Genomic DNA, 18,134 nt, shown 5'->3' with positions numbered 1-18,134 from the left:
CCTGCTTTGCATTACAAGTCCGCACTCGTGCCTCGCTTGCGTGCTTTCCATTGCAATCAGTGCTACATAGGTTAGGGCGGTGGCACGGAAACCCGGCATAGTTGCAAAAACCGGAATTAATAAACCTGATCGGACAGATGCTGATTTTTCATCAGCAGGAGGGAGAGCAGGACGGAAACAAAGCCTATCAACCACTGCAATTGCTTTCCAAAAAAAGAAATAATCGTATTTTGCCTTTCTTTTATCTGTAAAGCTGGTGCGATTTCTCTACCTAAGCACTTAAACAAAAAACTGTTGGCTGCAAACCAAAAATAATTACTTATTTTTGTGGTTCAATTATGCAGCAAATAAAAACATCATTCGATTTTGAGAAACCTATTGCCGATTTAGTTCAGCAGATAGAAAAGGTTAAGCAAGTTGCCGAAAAAACCAAGGTAGATATGTCTGCCACTTTGGACGAACTTGATGGTAAATTAGATGAAACTACCAATAATTTATATAAAAATTTAACCGGTTGGAACAAGGTTCAGATGAGCCGTCATCCAGATCGCCCGCAAACCCTTGATTATATCAATATGATCTGTGATGATTTTATTGAAATGCACGGCGACAGAACGGTTAAAGATGATAAAGCTATTGTTGGCGGTTTTGCTTCTATAAATGGTCAAACGGTAATGATTATCGGTCATCAGAAAGGTAAAAATACCAAAGAGCGCCAGTTCCGCAATTTTGGTATGGCCAATCCGGAAGGTTACCGCAAAGCGTTGCGTTTAATGCGTTTGGCTGAAAAATTTAACAAGCCGGTGATCTCTTTTATCGATACAATGGGTGCTTACCCTGGTTTAGAGGCCGAGGAGCGTGGACAAGGTGAAGCTATTGCCAGAAATTTATTGGAAATGTCGGTTCTGCGTGTGCCGATTATTTGCATTGTAGTAGGTGAAGGTGCTTCCGGAGGTGCTTTGGGTATAGGAATAGGCGATAAGGTATATATGTTAGAACACACCTGGTATTCAGTAATTTCTCCTGAGTCATGTTCTTCTATTTTATGGAGAAGCTGGGACTTTAAAGAAAAAGCTGCTGAGTGCCTAAAATTGACTTCTGATGATATGTTTGGCAACAAACTAATCGATGGCATTATTCCTGAGCCGCTTGGTGGTGCGCATCAGGATCCGGAGTTAATGGGTAAAACATTAAAAGAATATATCGTAAAAGATTTGGCCGCTTTGGGCAAATTGAAAACAGATAAGATGATTGAGCAAAGGATTGAGAAATTCTGTGAAATGGGTGTAGTAAACGAATAATCATTAACTAAAATAAATTTGAATCCTGTTTGGCTATGCTGAGCGGGATTTTTTTGTGCTTTATAAACCTATCAGGTTTTAAAAACCTGATAGGTTGGTCAACAAAAAAGCAGCTACAAATGAATGCAGCTGCTTGGTAAACTATTTTCAGATCCGTTATTGTTGCGGACCTTGTTGTGGGAAAAACATGGATAAACGGCCTTCCAGGTTATTGAAAGTCTTTTGCAATTTATCGCTCAACTTATCCTGTCCAGCAGCTTTGCTCGTTTTAATCATGCGGTCCAGATAGTATAAGCCGGTTTGGATATTCTGTGATCCGGTTAAACCTTTTGATTGTGAAATATCGGCCAGGTAATTCAATTCCTTATTGATGTAATCGCCTGATTTGTCTAAAATATCATTGGCTCTGGCAGTTTCACCTAATTTATACAGGTTTTCAGCCATATAGAATTTTACAACAACTGTACGGATGCCGAAGAATTTATCCGGCATTACCGCATAATATTTATTCACCACTTTTTTGGCTTCATCCATTTTACCTTCTTTAATTAAGCTGTTGGTTAAGCTGCTGAAGATATTGGTAAAAATAAATGTATCATCTGATGACTGTGGATCTAAATATTTAGCTGTTTTCATATTTCCCCACTTAAACTTATTCATCACATTATTATATAAAACAGGCGTGTTCAATTGCTCCGGTCTATCCTCAGATGCGGTTGTATCAGCTTTAAGCGGCAATAAACGCAAAGCTAAACCTTCACTGTATAAATACTTATCCAAACCGTTATATTGCTCAGAAGGAACAGTGGAAGCGAAATAAATCGGGCGTTTCCAGTTGTTATGTGCCAGGATGTCGAACATGGCCAAAGTTCCTTTGGTCACGTAACCTTTATTAAATTTCCAATCCATTGTGTTGGTAATTTTTGAAGCATCTGCTGCAGGCACCGTTCCGGTACTGATTACTTGCTGTGGATCTACAGTAATTTTAAGGTTTTTAGTAGGCAGGAAATTAGATTTTGTTCCATCCTGCATCGGTACTTTATCGCTCTCATCGTTTGATAACAATAAATCAACTACGTTTTTAAGTTCAACGCTACCCGCAATTTTATAATCATCATATGGCATCACGTCTCTCTCTCCCTGTACATATTGCTCAGGCTTCATTGTAATTGGCAATGGGGCAGATTCGTTTTGTTTTTGCCTTAAACCGTTGATGTACCAATCTGTATCAAATAAACTTAAGTTTACAATACGTACGTCAGGACGAACATTTTCTACTTCCTGGATATACCAAAGCGGGTAGGTATCATTATCACCATAAGTAAATAAGATGGCATTTGGCGCACACGATTGCAGGTAATCATAAGCAATATCATGTGGAACCAGTTTGGTAGAACGGTCGTGGTCATCCCATCCCTGCTCGGCCATGATAACCGGTGCGGCCAGTAAACCAATTACTGTCGCGCCAATAGCTCCGGCAGTTGGGGTTAATTTTTTAAACAGCCATTCTTTAATTCCAAGGGCTCCTAACCCAATCCATATGGCAAAGGCATAGAAAGAACCTACATAAGCGTAATCCCGTTCACGAGGCTCTAAAGGCTTTTGATTTAAGTATAATACAATCGCAATACCTGTAAAAAAGAACAACAAAGCCACTACGCCAGCATCTTTCTGGTTGCGTTTAAAATGCCATAATGCGCCGATTATACCTATAATCAACGGTAAAAAGAAGAAACGGTTGTAAGCTTTATTATCAACAGTTGATGGTGGCAAATGACTTTGATCACCACGTAACCAGCTATCAAATGGTTTAATACCACTAATCCATTCACCTTCAAATCCGCTGCCCTGGCCTTGCTCATCGTTCTGGCGACCAACGAAATTCCAGAAGAAGTAACGCATATACATATAGCCGATCTGGTAGCTGGCCAAAAAGCCAACATTGTCAACTACATTCGGATGTTTGCTGTCATCTAAGTGCATCCATTCTTTATAAAAACTGGCATGTCTAGGGTCGTCACTGTACATGCGTGGCAATAAGGTATTGTTGTTGTATTCGTAATCGGTTTTTTTACCAGCCACTTCATATTTATCCTTGCCTTTTCTCCAGATGGTTTTACCTTCAGTTACACCTGTTCTTTCAGAATTGTAGTTTGGTCCATAGGCCAATGGTCTATCGCCATATTGCTCACGGTTTAAGTAACTTAAGAAAGAGAAAGCATCTTTAGGCGCACTGTTATTTAAGTTTGGATCAGCCTTTGCCCTGATGATGATCATTGCGAAAGAGGCATAACCGAAAATGATTAGAACTGTAGAGATTAAACCTAAATTTAATAATTTCTTTTGATGCCTGATCGAATAACGTATTCCCCAAACCAGGGCGCCGATCAATAATATAGCGAAGAACAATACACCTGTTCCGAAGCCCATACCCAATGTGTTCACAAAGAACAGATCGAAATAAGCACCGAATGATACCAGGTATTGGATAATACCATATTGAATTACTGCCAAGATCAGGATACCTACCAGAAGTGTTTTGATAATTCCGGATGTGGTTGCTTTATCAGTTCTTTTAAAATAGTAAACAAAAGCAAGTGCCGGGATTGTTAACAGGTTTAGTAAGTGGATACCGATTGATAAACCCATAATATAGGCAATAAACAATAACCAGCGGTCGGCTCTTGGCTCATCGGCATGCGCCTCCCATTTAAGTATAGCCCAGAATACAATGGCAGTAAACAATGATGATTGTGCATAAACCTCAGATTCTACCGCCGAAAACCAGAAACTATCAGAGAAAGTATAAGCTAAAGCACCAACGGCACCTGCACCCATAATACTGATTAATTTGCCTGTAGTTAATTCTTCACCAGCTTTTAATATGGTTTTTTTAGCCAATGCGGTGATTGTCCAAAATAAAAATAAGATAGTTGCCCCACTCGAAACAGCCGAACCCACGTTCATCCAGTAAGCAATTTTGGTTAAATCACCCGCTGCAAAAATCGAAAAGAAACGTTGGATCATTAAAAATAAAGGCGCACCAGGCTGGTGAACAACCTGCATTCTAAATGCCGATGCGATAAATTCACCACAGTCCCAAAAACTGGCAGAAGGCTCTAAGGTTAAAACGTAAGTTAGTGTAGCAATTAAAAAGCAGATCCAGCCTACTATATTATTAACTTTTGAATAATTCATTGGTTTGTTTAATGATATTAAAAAATGTTTTCACATAAAAATGCTGCCGAAATTAACTATTCTAGTCGATAAAACAGGTAAATTTTTGCATTGATTTAACAATTTTTAACGGCTTAAGGGCTTTAACATAAAGGATTTTAATTTATCGGAAAGTAAAAACCCATAAGCAGAAAGGTGAAATCTGCTTATGGGTTACATTTAGCATGTTTTTTGCCTATCCTGCAGCAAAAGGAGTAAATCTTACAATAAGATCATTATATTGTTTTTCGAGGTTTTTACTCAGGCTTGCCTGTTTAAATGCATCAGTCAGTTTGACCATCTGGCCTAAATAACCAAGGTAGAAACGCACATCCTGTTCTGCTGATAACTGGTTTTTGCTTTCGGAAACATCAGCCAGATGGGTGAGTTCCTTTCCTACATAATCGGCCGTTTTTTTGATCATAGCATTCGCACGGTTTAAATCATTTAACCGATACAGGTTTTCGGTAAAATAATACGTACTCATTACCTGGCGCCTGCTGTAAAATTTAGCCGGAATTACTTCAAAGTATTTATTTACCGCTCTTTTGCTTTCAAAAATTTTACCCTCATTAATTAGTCCGGTTAATAAACCATTAAACATGTTAGATATCATGGCTACATCATCGGCAGATTGTCTGTCTAAATGATTGGCATATTTAATGTTACCGAAGCCATACACATTCATCAGGTTGTTGTACATCGGTTTCAGGTTTACGCGATCAAAATCCTGTGTAATGGCTGTATCAGGTTTTAACGGAAGTAATCTTTTGTTTAAACCTTCAGAATAGAGGTACTTGTTAAGCCCTAAATATTGCTCGTCTGGCATGGCGCCGCTAAAATAAATCGGCCGTTCCCAGTTATTGTGCGTTAAAATATCAAACAGAGCTAAAGTACCTTTGGTTACAAAATTCGAATTATAAGTCCATTCCATACTGCTTGCTATTTTTCCGGCATCTTCTTTTGGAACGGTTCCCGTATCCAGTACCTGTTGTGGGCTTACTGCCAGTTTTAGGTTCTTTGTAGGTAACACATTGTATTTAGAGCCGTCTGTCATGGTTACCTTATCTTCGTCATGATCGGACAGCAACACATCTAAAATTTCCTGTAGCTCAATGTGCTGTGCAATTTTATAATCCTGGTAGTACATGATATCCCTAGTGCCTTCAACGTATTGCTCATGTTTGAGGGTGATCGGTAAAGGGGCAGATTCATTTTGTTTTTTTCGCATACCGTCAATATACCAGTCGGCTGTAAATAAGCTTAAATTCACCACCCGCACATCCGGACGGATATTTTCTACTTCCTGTGCATACCAAACCGGATAGGTGTCATTATCGCCATAGGTAAACAAGATGGCATTAGGTGCGCAGGATTTTAGGTAGTTGACAGACATGTCTCTTGCCATGTGACTGTCAGAACGGTCGTGGTCGTCCCAGCCCTGGTTGGCCATAATGATCGGGGCGCCAAATAAAGCTATAACCGTAGCAAAAATACTGGCACGCAAGGGCGTTAATTTTTGTGAAAACCAATCCTTTAATCCCAGTACCCCTAAACCGATCCAGATGGCAAAAGCATAAAACGAACCTACATAAGCATAATCTCTTTCGCGGGGTTCAACAGGAACAGAATTTAAGTAAACCACTATGGCCACCCCGGTAAATACAAAAAGTAAACCGATAACGCCTGCATCTTTTTGGTTGCGCTTAAAATGCCAAACGGCGCCAATTAAGCCGATTATTAAGGGCAGAAAGAAAAATCTATTATATGCTTTGTTCTCTACAATGGATGGTGGAAGATTTTTTTGATTGCCCAACCTGATCGCATCCAAAGGTTTTACACCACTGAGCCAATTACCGTCTTTCCCGCCAAGTTGTCCATCTTCATTATCCTGTCTGCCTACAAAATTCCACATGAAATAGCGCATGTACATTTGTCCGGTCTGAAAAGAAAACATATATTTCAAATTATCCAAAAGGGTAGGTTTATGTTCATCGTCAAAACCCATGTAGCTTTTGTAAAAATTAACATGTTCAGGTTTGTCGCTATACATGCGTGGCAGTAAAGTTTTATCGGCAAAAACATATTCCGATTTTGTGCCTGCTGGTTCGTATTTTTTATCGCCTTTGCGGATAATCTTGCCTGTTTCTTTAATTCCGATTTTTTCTGAATTGTAGTTTTCGCCATAAAGCAAGGGTCTGTCGCCGTATTGGTCGCGACTCACATATCTTGAAAACGAGAATACATTATCTACATTATAGTTGTTTAAATTTGGTTTAGCCTGTGCCCTGATGATGAGAAGCGCAAAAGAGCTATACCCAAAAAGTAACAGAACAGTAAATAACATCACCAGGTTCAAAACCCTTTTATTTTTAAGGATGGAATAGCGGATACCGTAAACCAGGCCCCCGATTAGGAACACTGCAAAAAATAATATCCCTGTTCCAAAGCCTAAACCCAGGGTGTTTACAAAAAAGTAATCGAAGCTTGCGGCAAAAGATATTACATATTGGATGATCCCAAATTGTACCGCCGCCAATACAGCTATTGAAATAAGAAATACCTTTAAAATACCTTTCCAATCGGGCGATTGGTTCTTTTTGAAATAATAAACAAATATTAATGCGGGAATGGTAAGCAGGTTTAAAATGTGTACCCCGATTGATATCCCCATCATGTAAGCCACAAAAAGTAACCAACGGTCTGATTTTGGTTCATCAGCCTGTGATTCCCATTTTAATATACCCCAGAATACAATGGCGCTACAGAGTGATGACATGGCGTAAACTTCAGCCTCTACTGCTGAAAACCAGAAACTATCAGAAAAAGCATAGGCCAAAGCGCCAACAAAACCGGCCCCCATTATGCCGATTATTTTTTGATTGGTGATTTCTTCGCCTTTTTTAATGACTGTTTTCCTGGCCAGTGCAGTAATGGTCCAGAACAGAAATAGAATAGTGCCAGCACTTGCAAGTGCAGAAGATATATTAATGAAATAGGCAACCTTGGTTTTATCGCCAAAAGCGAATATCGAAAATAACTTTTGGATCATGGAGACTATTGGAGCGCCTGGCTGGTGAACTACTTCCATCCGGAAGGCAGAAGAAATGAATTCGCCACAGTCCCAGAAACTTACAGATTGATCTAAGGTTAAAATGTACGTGAAAGCGGCAATAACAAAACAGAGCCAGCCTCCAATGGTGTTGATCCTTGAGTAATTCATAGTTTAATTTTAGTCTTTGATAATAAATGATTTAAGTGGTTCGTATTAAAAAAAGTCACATAAAAAAAGAAAATGTTGCATGCTATATGATGATTTTTTTATCTTTGCATCGCAAACAGGAACAGCGGGAAAGAAATTAAAAATATTTTAAAATCACTCTTGCATATTTAAAATAAGGTTCCTACATTTGCATTCCCTTTCGAAGAGAATATCTTTGATAAAGCTTGTCCGATAGTATAAGGGTAGTACAACGGTTTTTGGTACCGTTTGTCTTGGTTCGAATCCAGGTCGGACAACTAAAATTTAATAACGGATCATGTTTTAAATAGGCATGATCCGATTTTTTTTAACCGTAACTACACGAACCCATGCCATTGCAGTTTAACCCGGTAAAGCTTTTTTCCGGAACAGGTTCTAAAGGATTATCACTTAAAATTGCCGAGCATTACGGCAAGCCACTTGGTAGCGTAACCATTCACAAATTCAGTGATGGAGAATTTCAGCCTTCTTTTGATGAGTCAATCCGGGGTAGTGATGTTTTTCTAATCCAGTCAACTTATCAGCCCAGCGATAATTTAATGGAACTTTTGCTTATGGTTGATGCTGCTAAAAGGGCATCTGCACATTATATTACAGCAGTTGTTCCTTATTATGGTTTAGCCCGTCAGGATAGAAAAGACAAGCCACGTGTAGCAATCGGTGCCAAATTGGTGGCCAACTTACTGAAATCAGCAGGCATTCACCGAATCATGACGATGGATTTACATGCTGCGCAGATCCAGGGTTTCTTTGATATCCCGGTTGATCACCTCGATGGATCGGTAATATTTGTACCTTATATCAAAAGCTTAGGTTTAAAAAACTTAACCATTGCATCGCCAGACATGGGCGGTTCATACAGGGCACGTACTTTTGCCAAGTTTTTTAATGCTGAGGTAATTATTTGCGATAAGCGCCGTAAACGTGCCAATGAAATCGAATCGATGTCAATTATCGGGGATGTAACCGGACAGGACGTGGTACTGATCGATGATATCTGTGATACTGCCGGAACTTTATCGAAAGCTGCTGCTTTGATTATGGAAAACGGCGCAGCAAGTGTGAGGGCAGTTTGTACACATGCTGTATTATCTGGCAAAGCCGTTGAAACGGTAGAGAATTCGGTATTAACCGAACTGATCGTTACAGATACGATCCCATTGAAAAGGGAAAGTTCGAAAATCAGGGTGCTAAGCACAGCCAGTTTATTTGCAAGGGCAATTGCTAATGTAAACGAACATGGTTCAATTAGTGACCTGTTTAGGGTTTAAATTAAGGTGGAAGGTGAAAGGTTGAAGGCGTAAGGCTTTTACTTGATACTCGATACTTACTACTAATAATTAAATATAAATAAAATGAAAACAATCGCAATTAGCGGTTCTCCAAGAGAGAACGTAGGGAAACGCGATGCCAAGGAACTTCGTTACGAAGGTAAAGTTCCGGCGGTATTGTATGGTGGAAAAGAGCAACAACACTTAGCTGTGGTTATTGCTGATTTAAGAGATGTTATTTATACCCCGGAAGTAAACTTTGTTGAAATCGATGTTAACGGTGCCAAAACCAAAGCTATCGTAAAAGATACTCAGTTCCACCCACTTACCGATGTATTATTGCACATCGATTTTCTTCAGTTATTTGACGATAAAGAAATCGTTATGGAAATCCCGGTTAAATTAACAGGAACTTCTCCAGGTGTTAAAATGGGGGGTAAGTTAATCCAGAAATTACGTAAACTACGTGTTAAAGCTTTACCAGCTAACATGCCGCAAAACGTAGAAGTAAGCTTAGAGAAATTGGAAGTAGGTAGTTTATTCCGTGTTCGTGACCTTCAAGGTGACAAATATGTAATCACTAACACTCCTGAAGATACCATCGTTTCTGTTGCAATGTCTAGAGCATTAAAACAAGCAGAAACTGAAGCTGCTAAAGGTAAAAAATAGTAAGCTGATCTCACAGATTAATGTGATTACACAGATTTTAAAAGCGGTGCAAAAGCAATTTTGTACCGCTTTTTTGTTTTTAATGCGTAGTCGCTACTTTAAGCTTTGGTCTTTTTACTTTTACCTTAAACCTTCAGCCTTCCCGCCTTCAGCCTTTTTTTTTATCTTTGCTTCCATGAAATATCTTATAGTTGGCTTAGGAAATATCGGACCGGAGTATGCGCACACCAGGCATAATATCGGCTTTGATATCGCCGATGAATTGGTAAAAGGCTTAGGTGGTAGTTTCGACAATATCCGTTTGGCCTATTATGCTGAGGTTGGTTTTAAAGGTAAAAAACTGCATGTAATTAAACCGACCACCTTTATGAACCTGAGCGGTAAAGCTGTGAACTACTGGATGAAGGAATTAAAAATAGCACCGAAAAATGTGCTGGTTGTTGTCGATGATCTTGCGTTGCCGCTTGGGAAGCTTAGGTTGAAACTGCAGGGTTCCAGCGCCGGTCATAATGGGCTAAAAAGCATAGAAGAAGTTTGCGGTGGACAAAATTATGCGCGTCTACGCTTCGGCATCGGAAACGATTATCCGAAAGGCAGGCAAATAGATTTCGTTTTAGGTTTGTTTGATAAAAATGAACAGTTAGAACTTCCTGCATTAATCGATAAAAGTGTAGAGTTGATTAAAAGCTTCGTTACCATTGGGCCTGCCCATACCATGACAGCTTTTAATAAATAGATAGTTAATGGGTTAACTGTTCATATTATCATCCTGAGCGCAGCGAAGGATCTTTTGTAATTTAAATCTCAAAGGAGTGTAGCCCAAAAAAGGTCATTTGAAGAGCAATTACAGTAGCTCTTTTTAATGTTCATCCTGCTTTCCATTTCAAGTCCTCGCTGCGCTGTGGGCTTTCCATTTCAATCAGGTCTAAAATGGCAGTGTATTTGCTGTTATTAAAGGTGTGAATAGCATAGTCTGCTAATATGCCGTTATTGTCAGAATGTTTCAAAACCCAAATCGTATTACTTTATTTGCCACCTAAACCCAATCGAAGTTAAGTAAAGTTTACCATATAAAAGGATGCTTATATGCCCTACAATGTCAAATAACCAGGCATTTCTCTTTACACCATGCAACCACAGATAATTTTACTGCCCTGGGCCACCTAAACCTAAGGGATCGCAGTGGTTCCGATGCTTCTCTATAAATTACCATATCAGATTAATCAAAAGCATCGGATTAACGGAAAGCGGGACTGCAGCAACCTAAACGCATCTGTACCTGATTTCCAGAAAAAGAAAGAAGAAATTTTTTATGCAGTTTGTTGAGGCGCTTAAACAGGAGATCGATTTTGGATCTACTCTGTCGTTATAGATCTCTGCATTTCTGCGCTAAAGTTGAGATGACGAAAAGCTGCTAAACAAAAAAAGACCATCTTTCGATGATCTTTCCTGTAAGTATGTTTAGTTTTGTTTATTTCACTTTTTCCTGAGCTCTTGCAATGTATGCGTCAATTAATTGTGCTTCTGCACTCTCCGGATATTGCGTTTTTATTTTTGTATAAGCTTCAACTGCACCTTTATAATCATTTTGGCTTTCGTTAACCAATCCTAGCTTCTTTAAAAACATAGGTGAAGTAAATTTACTTGCTTTATCAGCCGCTTTTTTATAATAGGTGGTCGCTTGTTTGTAGTCTTTCAATTCGCTGTAAGCATCACCTAATAAACCTAAAGCCAATGGATCTGCAACCGGGCTGCCGGTAGCGCTATATTTGCTTAATGCCTCTATTGCTTGTTTATATTCGCCTTTACGTAAGTAAATGCCACCTAAATAAAGGTTAGCTAAGTTTGCCGATTTGGTGTTATCATATTCTTTAGCAATCTGCTCAAAACCCGGGTAACCACCTTCGCCTTTAACTGCTCTGTTCGATAATGAATCTACACCAACAAACTGCTCTGCTTTATACATTTTGCTGGCGGCTTCTTCAGCACGGCCTTTTAAATACACGCCTTGATACCAAAGATATATTAAAACTAATAAAACTACAGCACCTGCGATAAACAGTAAGCTCTTATTATTCTCTTGTAAAAATGAACCTTTTTTAGTCGGTTGAATTGTCTGGTTATCTGTTGTAGACATGTTTGTTTAAAAAATTTAAGATTGCAAAAATACATTTTTCAATCAAAGTATCAACCTTTATTTTGAAGTATTTAATTAAACATTAGTTAATTAGGCGTTCAGATCGTAAAATCATCAAGGTCATTAGCGTAACAAGCTAATCAGTGTATTAAACCAGGTTTGGTTATCGCTAAAAATCCCGGTATGGTTAATGACCAGGTACACAGTTTGGCTTTCAGAATTGCTCAAAACAGACCTGATTCTGATCGGCTGCCAGAATGCACCAAAGTTTTTGGCTGATGAAGCTGGGAATAAATCGTCGAATCCCATATAAACCTCTTCAATATGGGATAATGGCAGTTCCAATTGTTCATCCCCGGTAATGAAAATACCATTGGAAGCTAGTAAAATGTCGCCTTCGTGATTATGGACAGGTTTTAAAAATGAAAATAACTCTGCTATTTTTTTTACCCAGTTCGAATTTTTATTGCTGTTCAGTTCATGATCATAAGACCATAGAACATTTCCTTCCAGCATTTTTTGTGCAACCATTGATTCCTCCTTGCGATGAAAGTACAATTTTTTTAAATCTTATTAACGTTTATTTTAAACAATGGGTTTTAAGAAGTTAAAAAAGGGTAAATTTGTGACATATTTATGTGGTTAAAAAACATTACCGTTTTAAATTTTAAGAATTATACAGATGCAGATCTCCATTTCTCGGAAACTGTAAACGTATTTACGGGTAATAACGGCGCTGGCAAAACGAATATGCTTGATGCGATTCACTACCTCTGTTTATGTAAAAGTTACTTTAATCCCATCGATAGCCAGCAGATCAAAACCAATGAAGAGGTTTTTATGATTCAGGGCGATTTTGATCGCAATGAAAAAAATGAAAAAATTTCTTGTGGTGTAAAGCGAAACCAGAAAAAGCAATTTAAACGAAATAAGAAAGAATATGAAAAGTTGGCCGATCATATTGGCCTTTTTCCGGTGGTAATGGTTTCTCCCTATGATGTAAACCTGATTATGGAAGGCAGTGAGGAGCGGAGAAAGTTTATCGATAATGTGATTTCGCAAACCGATGCACATTACCTGGATCAACTGATTACCTACAACCGCATCCTGTTGAACCGGAATGCTTTGCTAAAACAGATCGCCATTACCAGAAAATATGATCCTACGCTGCTCGAAATTTTAGATGAACAGCTGGTTATAGCCGGCAACAAAATATTTGCCGTCCGTAAAGCTTTTATGGATGAGTTTATTCCACTTTTTAATCAATATTATACCTATCTTACTGAAAAAAAGGAAATTGTAGAGTTGAATTATCAATCGCAATTGAATGATGCATCTTTTGAAGAGTTATTGAAAAAATCAGTAGAAAAAGACCGTATACTGGAGCGGACCACAACTGGTATCCATAAAGATGAACTGGCTTTTATCATCAGTGGGATGCCTTTAAAAAAGTTTGGTTCGCAGGGGCAGCAAAAATCTTTTTTAATTGCTTTAAAAATAGCACAATATGCTTATCTCGCTAAAAATAAAGGATTTAAACCTTTGCTTTTATTGGATGATATTTTTGACAAGCTGGATGATAACCGCGTTCAAAAACTCATGCAAATGGTTTCACACCATGATTTTGGGCAGATATTTATTACAGATACGGGAAAAGAAAGGGTAAAATCAATTTTTGAAAAAATAGAAGTTGATGTAACTTTGTTTGAAGTAGATAACGGAACCATACAAAATGCGTAAACCCAACGATGTTACCTTAAAAGATGCGATCGGCAAAATGCTTGATGTATACCGTTTACGACGTAAGTTCGATGAAACCTCAATCTTATCCGTTTGGCCTGAGATTATGGGTACTGCAATTGCCAACAGAACCAAGCAGATTTACATTCATGATAAACGACTTTTTTTGAGGATAGAATCTTCCGTGATCAAAAACGAACTGATTATGGTAAGACAGGGGATTATCCAGAAACTGAATGAGCATGCCGGTAGCGAGGTGATTACCGAAATGGTATTTTTATAAGGGGTACAAAAGGGCAAAAACTTAGAGTTTCTGCCCTTTATATTTTAATAGGACTGATCATCCCGACTATAGACTTTTGACTCAGGACTAAACTAGCTCCTGCCTCCGCCAAATATTTTGGCCAAAATCCAGATGACCAGCGCCACTACTACTACCACTACAATTACGCCTACCCAAACGCCGGCTTTAAATATACCTTCTACCAGTTCGCAACTGCTTAAGGTGGTGCATAAAAATGCAATCAGTACTAAAGGGAATGCTTTTTTCATATTCATGTTAATTTGTAATAGCTAACATTGAATAGCGAAGAAAGTTTTAAAAATTCCTGGATTCCGTCCTGCTGAACTTGTTTCGGTATCTTTAGATAGAGTTAAATGTGGTGTCGGATGTTTCCATCTGACACAGAAAGTCCGGTTTTTTAAAGTCATCTTACTTAAACAAACAGTCAGCTGGTAACAGCTGACTGCATAGTATTCTTCAAAAAAAAAATCGTCATCTCAAACTGCATATGCTTGCCCGAGACAACGATTTTTGATAATTTCATTAGATGGTCTAGCTTACGGTTTCCATTTCACAAATACCATCTTACATTTCAATTTATTTCCCGTTAACCTTTAACAGTTCTACTTCAAAAATCAAAGTGCTGTAAGGAGGAATGTCTGCTCCTGCACCGCGTTCACCATAAGCCAGGTTGTACGGGATAAAGAATTTGTATTTTGAACCTGCGGGCATTAGTTGTACACCTTCTGTCCATCCTGGGATTACCCGGTTCAGCGGAAAAGAAATCGGCTCGCCTCTGTCGTAAGAACTGTCGAATTGTTTTCCATTTAATAAGGTGCCTTTATAATGTACCAGTACCGAATCGGTAGCCTGTGGTTTAACGCCGGTACCGGCAGTCAAAACCTCATATTGTAAGCCACTTGCAGTGGTTTGTACACCCGCACGTTTTTTGTTCTGTTCTAAGAAATCTTGTCCTTCTTTCATAATTGGTGCATATTTAATTTTGTTTGCAGCTTCTTCAGCCTTGTTTTTTATTGATGATGCCTTTGTGATCGCTTCGCTTATACATTGTTGGGCCTGCTGTTGCGTTAACAAAACCTCATCGCCGGTAAATGAATCTTTCAGGCCTTTTAACAATACATCGTAATTTAAGGTAGAAAGGCCGGTTGTTTTTAAACTGGCTCCGATTGATGTGCCAAAAGCGTAACTGATGGAGTCTAAGGCCGATTTTAAGCCACCCATTTTTAAAGTTGATGTTTTGGTTACTGCGGTCGTTTTTTTTACAGCTGGTTTTTTTGCTGCTGTTTTGGTTTGCGCATAAGATGCACCAGCGATACCAGATAAACATACCGCTAATAAAATTCGTTTCATTGTTTGTTTTATGTTGTAATTAATTCCAGCAGTTATAACTGATGGATCATATTTAAGGCCGAAAGATACAAAATAGATAAAACAATAAAACCCCGAATATTCGGGGTTTTATTGTAAATTTTTTGTGTTGGCAGTTAGAAACGTTCGTCTGCTTTGAAGAAGAAGTTACCTTCAATTTCTGCATTTTCATCAGAATCTGATCCGTGAACTGCGTTTGCATCAATCGATTTTGCATATTTCTGACGGATTGTACCTTCAGCAGCTTCAGCCGGGTTAGTAGCGCCGATCAATTTTCTGAAATCTTCAATTGCATTGTCTTTTTCTAAAATAGCGGCAACAATTGGTCCTGAAGACATAAAGCTTACTAAATCTTTATAAAACGGGCGCTCAGCATGAACAGCATAAAACTGACCAGCAGTTTCCGGTGTAAGTTTGGTATATTTTAATGCAATGATTTTGAAACCAGCATTAGTAATGTCGTTAATGATTGATCCAATATGGCCATTTGCTACAGCATCAGGCTTAATCATGGTGAAAGTTCTGTTAGTACTCATTGTGTTTTGATATCAATTTTCTGCAAAAATACGTTTTAATTGACGAATAACCAATAAGCATATTTTTTCAGCAGAGATTAGAAGGTAAAATAGTTTAAAATAGCTTATTAGGATGGTTTAACAGATGATCCAGCTAATAGTACTATCCATATACATGATCTCTTTTAAAACTATAATCCTGCTAATCCTAAAATCTTTAAATCCTAATCAAAATTTACTTAGCTTTGCAGCGCAAAAATATATGCTTACACTAACTGAATTAAAAACATTATTGGCTACGCCACAACGTATTGTGATCACTACGCATCACAAGCCTGATGGTGATGCGATGGGATCATCCCTGGGTTTGTATGGATTTTTAATTCAGAAAGGCCACCATGTTAAAGTAATTACCCCAACGGATTATCCTACTTTTTTGCATTGGATGCCAAATAACAGCGATGTAATTATTTTTACAGAAGCACAGGAAAAGGCTGCACAACTGGTGGATGAAGCCTCACTCATATTTTGCCTTGATTTTAATACCTTAAGCCGTATTAATGAATTAGGCGAATTAGTTAGGGCCGCTGGTGCCAAAAAGATTATGATCGATCATCATCTTGAACCAGAAGATTTTGATGATTACCGCCATTGGGATATCAATGCCTGCGCTGCAGCACAATTGGTTTATGATTTTATTGTGAACCAGTTGCAGGATGGTGAGCTGATCAACAAAGATGTAGCTTCTTGTCTGTACACAGGAATCATGACCGATTCTGGGTCGTTCCGCTTCTCATCAGCAACAGCTGAAGTATATCGCATTGCTGCAAATCTGATTGATTTGGGGGCTGACCAATCAAAAATACATGAATTGGTATATGATAACTCCAGCGAAAACCGACTGCGTTTTTTAGGCTATTGCCTGTCTAATAAACTGGAGGTTTTAAGAGATTACAATACCGCCATTATTTCGGTTACTAAAGAAGAATTGGCACAGTACCATAGCATCACCGGCGATACGGAAGGCGTGGTAAACTATGCCCTTTCTATTAATGGCATCCGCTTGGCAGCCTTAATTATTGAACGTACCGATAAAGTTAAGTTATCTGTGAGGTCTACGGGCGATTTTCCGGCCAACGAAATCTGTAAGAAATATTTCAATGGCGGCGGGCACAGAAATGCGGCAGGTGGTGCATCAGAAAAACCGTTAGCTGATGTTGTAAGCGAATTTAAATCAATATTAGCAGAATATAAAGAACAATTGATAGCTTAGAAAACAAGAAATTAAAACAATAAAAATTTTAAAAAGTCAAATTAATAAATGAAAAAGGGAATTATTATTCTAGCAGCAGCTACTTTAGGTTTAGCAGCATGTAAACAAGAGAAAAAGGGAGCTGGAGGCTTATTGTATACGATCCATCACTCGGCAGGTAACGAAAAAATCAAAGAGGGTGATATTGTGAAAATGAATTTTATTCAAAAAAATGATAAAGACTCGGTTTTGGCAAACACCTTTGAAAGTGAAACACCTGCAGTTTTTCCTGCACAGAAAAAGATGTATGCTGGTGATATGAACGATGTTTTAACATTGTTTGGAGAAGGCGATAGTGCTACTTTTAAGGTAAACCTGGATACTATGGCATTTCATAGTAAACAACCTAAACCAGAGCAGTTCAAAAATGATAAATACATTACTTTCACGGTAAAAGTTGAAAAAGTAATTAAGAAAAAAGCTGGTGAGGCTGATTCTACTTTTAACAAACGTGCACAGGAGTTTTTTCAGGCCGATTATAAAGCCAGTTCTGAAAAAAAGAAAGCTGCTGAACCAGGCAAATTAAAAGCTTATTTAGAAGACACCAAACTGGCCACCAAAACAACTGCAAGTGGTTTACACTACATCATTGAAAAACCAGGAAGTGCAGAAAAGCCAGCTTTAGGCGATACCGTATTGATTGAATATACTGGTAGGGTAACTAAAAAAGGTAAAGATGGTAAATACAAAATCTTCGATACAAGTGATGAGAAACTGGCAAAAGCAGAAAACGAATTTAAACCAGGTAAACCTTACGGTCCTCAAAAAATGCCGGTTGGCGGTACAATACCAGGATTTACTGAAGCTTTACAATTAATTGGTAAAGGCGGTAAAATAAAGGTGATTATCCCATCTAACTTAGGTTATGGCGAACAAGGTGCACCACAGGTTGGTATTATGCCTTTCAGCCCGATTGCCTTCGATCTTGAAATTAAAGATATCATCAAAGGAAAGCCAGCTGCAGCTACTTCAGCTCCGGTAACGGCCGCTCCGGTTAAAAAATAATTTCTAATTAGATTTTAAATCCTGCTTATTCATT

Annotated in this window: 16 protein-coding genes; 8 read left to right on the top strand and 8 right to left on the bottom strand. The window is 38.4% G+C overall.

The features are described from left to right. Positions 1 to 338: 338 nt before the first annotated feature. A complete protein-coding gene (locus tag ACIQXP_RS22935) occupies positions 339 to 1,301 on the top strand; it encodes an acetyl-CoA carboxylase carboxyltransferase subunit alpha (RefSeq protein WP_090986499.1) in 963 nt (320 codons plus the stop codon). A 156-nt stretch (positions 1,302 to 1,457) separates the two neighbouring features. Here the strand turns inward: ACIQXP_RS22935 and ACIQXP_RS22930 are convergent, their stop codons facing one another. Together ACIQXP_RS22930 and ACIQXP_RS22925 are read right to left on the bottom strand one after the other, a co-directional pair. Further along, complete coding sequence (locus ACIQXP_RS22930; protein WP_293742572.1) at positions 1,458 to 4,499, bottom strand: glycosyltransferase family 117 protein; 3,042 nt, start codon at positions 4,497 to 4,499, stop codon at positions 1,458 to 1,460. A 214-nt stretch (positions 4,500 to 4,713) separates the two neighbouring features. Then, on the bottom strand, positions 4,714 to 7,740 hold the full coding sequence (locus ACIQXP_RS22925) for a DUF2723 domain-containing protein (RefSeq protein WP_293742571.1): 3,027 nt from the start codon (positions 7,738 to 7,740) through the stop codon (positions 4,714 to 4,716). Between the two features lie 368 nt (positions 7,741 to 8,108). Here ACIQXP_RS22925 and ACIQXP_RS22920 point away from each other — a divergent pair, with 368 nt between their 5' ends. The 3 genes from ACIQXP_RS22920 to pth all read left to right on the top strand — a co-directional run bounded on the left by ACIQXP_RS22920 (position 8,109) and on the right by pth (position 10,455). Beyond that, entirely contained in the window at positions 8,109 to 9,050 is a 942-nt protein-coding gene (locus ACIQXP_RS22920) for a ribose-phosphate pyrophosphokinase (RefSeq protein WP_145857215.1), read from the top strand. Positions 9,051 to 9,134: 84 nt separating this feature from the next. Next, complete coding sequence (locus ACIQXP_RS22915; RefSeq protein ID WP_090986510.1) at positions 9,135 to 9,719, top strand: 50S ribosomal protein L25/general stress protein Ctc; 585 nt, start codon at positions 9,135 to 9,137, stop codon at positions 9,717 to 9,719. A gap of 175 nt (positions 9,720 to 9,894) precedes the next feature. Further along, the gene (gene pth / locus ACIQXP_RS22910) at positions 9,895 to 10,455 is read left to right on the top strand and encodes an aminoacyl-tRNA hydrolase (protein WP_387508095.1); all 561 of its coding nucleotides are present in this window, start codon (positions 9,895 to 9,897) and stop codon (positions 10,453 to 10,455) included. A 130-nt stretch (positions 10,456 to 10,585) separates the two neighbouring features. Here the strand turns inward: pth and ACIQXP_RS22905 are convergent, their stop codons facing one another. The 3 genes from ACIQXP_RS22905 to ACIQXP_RS22895 form a co-directional block, all read right to left on the bottom strand. Further along, positions 10,586 to 10,726 carry a hypothetical protein gene (locus ACIQXP_RS22905; RefSeq protein ID WP_387508093.1) on the bottom strand — a complete coding sequence of 47 codons (141 nt, stop codon included), beginning with the start codon at positions 10,724 to 10,726 and terminating at the stop codon, positions 10,586 to 10,588. Positions 10,727 to 11,190: 464 nt separating this feature from the next. Then, positions 11,191 to 11,856, bottom strand: coding sequence for a tetratricopeptide repeat protein (locus ACIQXP_RS22900; RefSeq protein WP_293742570.1), 666 nt, complete (start codon positions 11,854 to 11,856; stop codon positions 11,191 to 11,193). Positions 11,857 to 11,979: 123 nt separating this feature from the next. Next, entirely contained in the window at positions 11,980 to 12,387 is a 408-nt protein-coding gene (locus ACIQXP_RS22895; RefSeq protein ID WP_090988218.1) for a hypothetical protein, read from the bottom strand. A 105-nt stretch (positions 12,388 to 12,492) separates the two neighbouring features. Between ACIQXP_RS22895 and recF the strand changes: the two genes are divergently transcribed. Further along, positions 12,493 to 13,596 carry a DNA replication/repair protein RecF gene (gene recF, locus ACIQXP_RS22890; RefSeq protein WP_387508091.1) on the top strand — a complete coding sequence of 368 codons (1,104 nt, stop codon included), beginning with the start codon at positions 12,493 to 12,495 and terminating at the stop codon, positions 13,594 to 13,596. After that, positions 13,589 to 13,879, top strand: coding sequence for a DciA family protein (locus ACIQXP_RS22885; protein WP_090988170.1), 291 nt, complete (start codon positions 13,589 to 13,591; stop codon positions 13,877 to 13,879). Before recF ends, ACIQXP_RS22885 begins: the two co-directional genes overlap by 8 nt. Before the next feature lie 92 nt (positions 13,880 to 13,971). Here the strand turns inward: ACIQXP_RS22885 and ACIQXP_RS22880 are convergent, their stop codons facing one another. The 3 genes from ACIQXP_RS22880 to ACIQXP_RS22870 form a co-directional block, all read right to left on the bottom strand. Next, on the bottom strand, positions 13,972 to 14,148 hold the full coding sequence (locus ACIQXP_RS22880; RefSeq protein WP_244278902.1) for a hypothetical protein: 177 nt from the start codon (positions 14,146 to 14,148) through the stop codon (positions 13,972 to 13,974). A gap of 328 nt (positions 14,149 to 14,476) precedes the next feature. Beyond that, entirely contained in the window at positions 14,477 to 15,250 is a 774-nt protein-coding gene (locus ACIQXP_RS22875) for a BamJ family beta-barrel-assembly machinery protein (RefSeq protein WP_293742568.1), read from the bottom strand. Positions 15,251 to 15,384: 134 nt separating this feature from the next. Beyond that, a complete protein-coding gene (locus ACIQXP_RS22870; RefSeq protein ID WP_090988166.1) occupies positions 15,385 to 15,804 on the bottom strand; it encodes a nucleoside-diphosphate kinase in 420 nt (139 codons plus the stop codon). 241 nt (positions 15,805 to 16,045) lie between these two features. On the opposite strand from ACIQXP_RS22870, the gene ACIQXP_RS22865 reads away from it, so the two are divergent. After that, positions 16,046 to 17,056, top strand: coding sequence for a DHH family phosphoesterase (locus ACIQXP_RS22865; RefSeq protein ID WP_293742567.1), 1,011 nt, complete (start codon positions 16,046 to 16,048; stop codon positions 17,054 to 17,056). A gap of 48 nt (positions 17,057 to 17,104) precedes the next feature. Beyond that, complete coding sequence (locus ACIQXP_RS22860) at positions 17,105 to 18,100, top strand: FKBP-type peptidyl-prolyl cis-trans isomerase (RefSeq protein WP_293742566.1); 996 nt, start codon at positions 17,105 to 17,107, stop codon at positions 18,098 to 18,100. Positions 18,101 to 18,134: the final 34 nt, after the last annotated feature.

This window comes from Pedobacter suwonensis, assembly GCF_044762335.1.
Taxonomy (GTDB): domain Bacteria; phylum Bacteroidota; class Bacteroidia; order Sphingobacteriales; family Sphingobacteriaceae; genus Pedobacter.
This window is presented reverse-complemented; position numbering and strand designations above follow the sequence as displayed.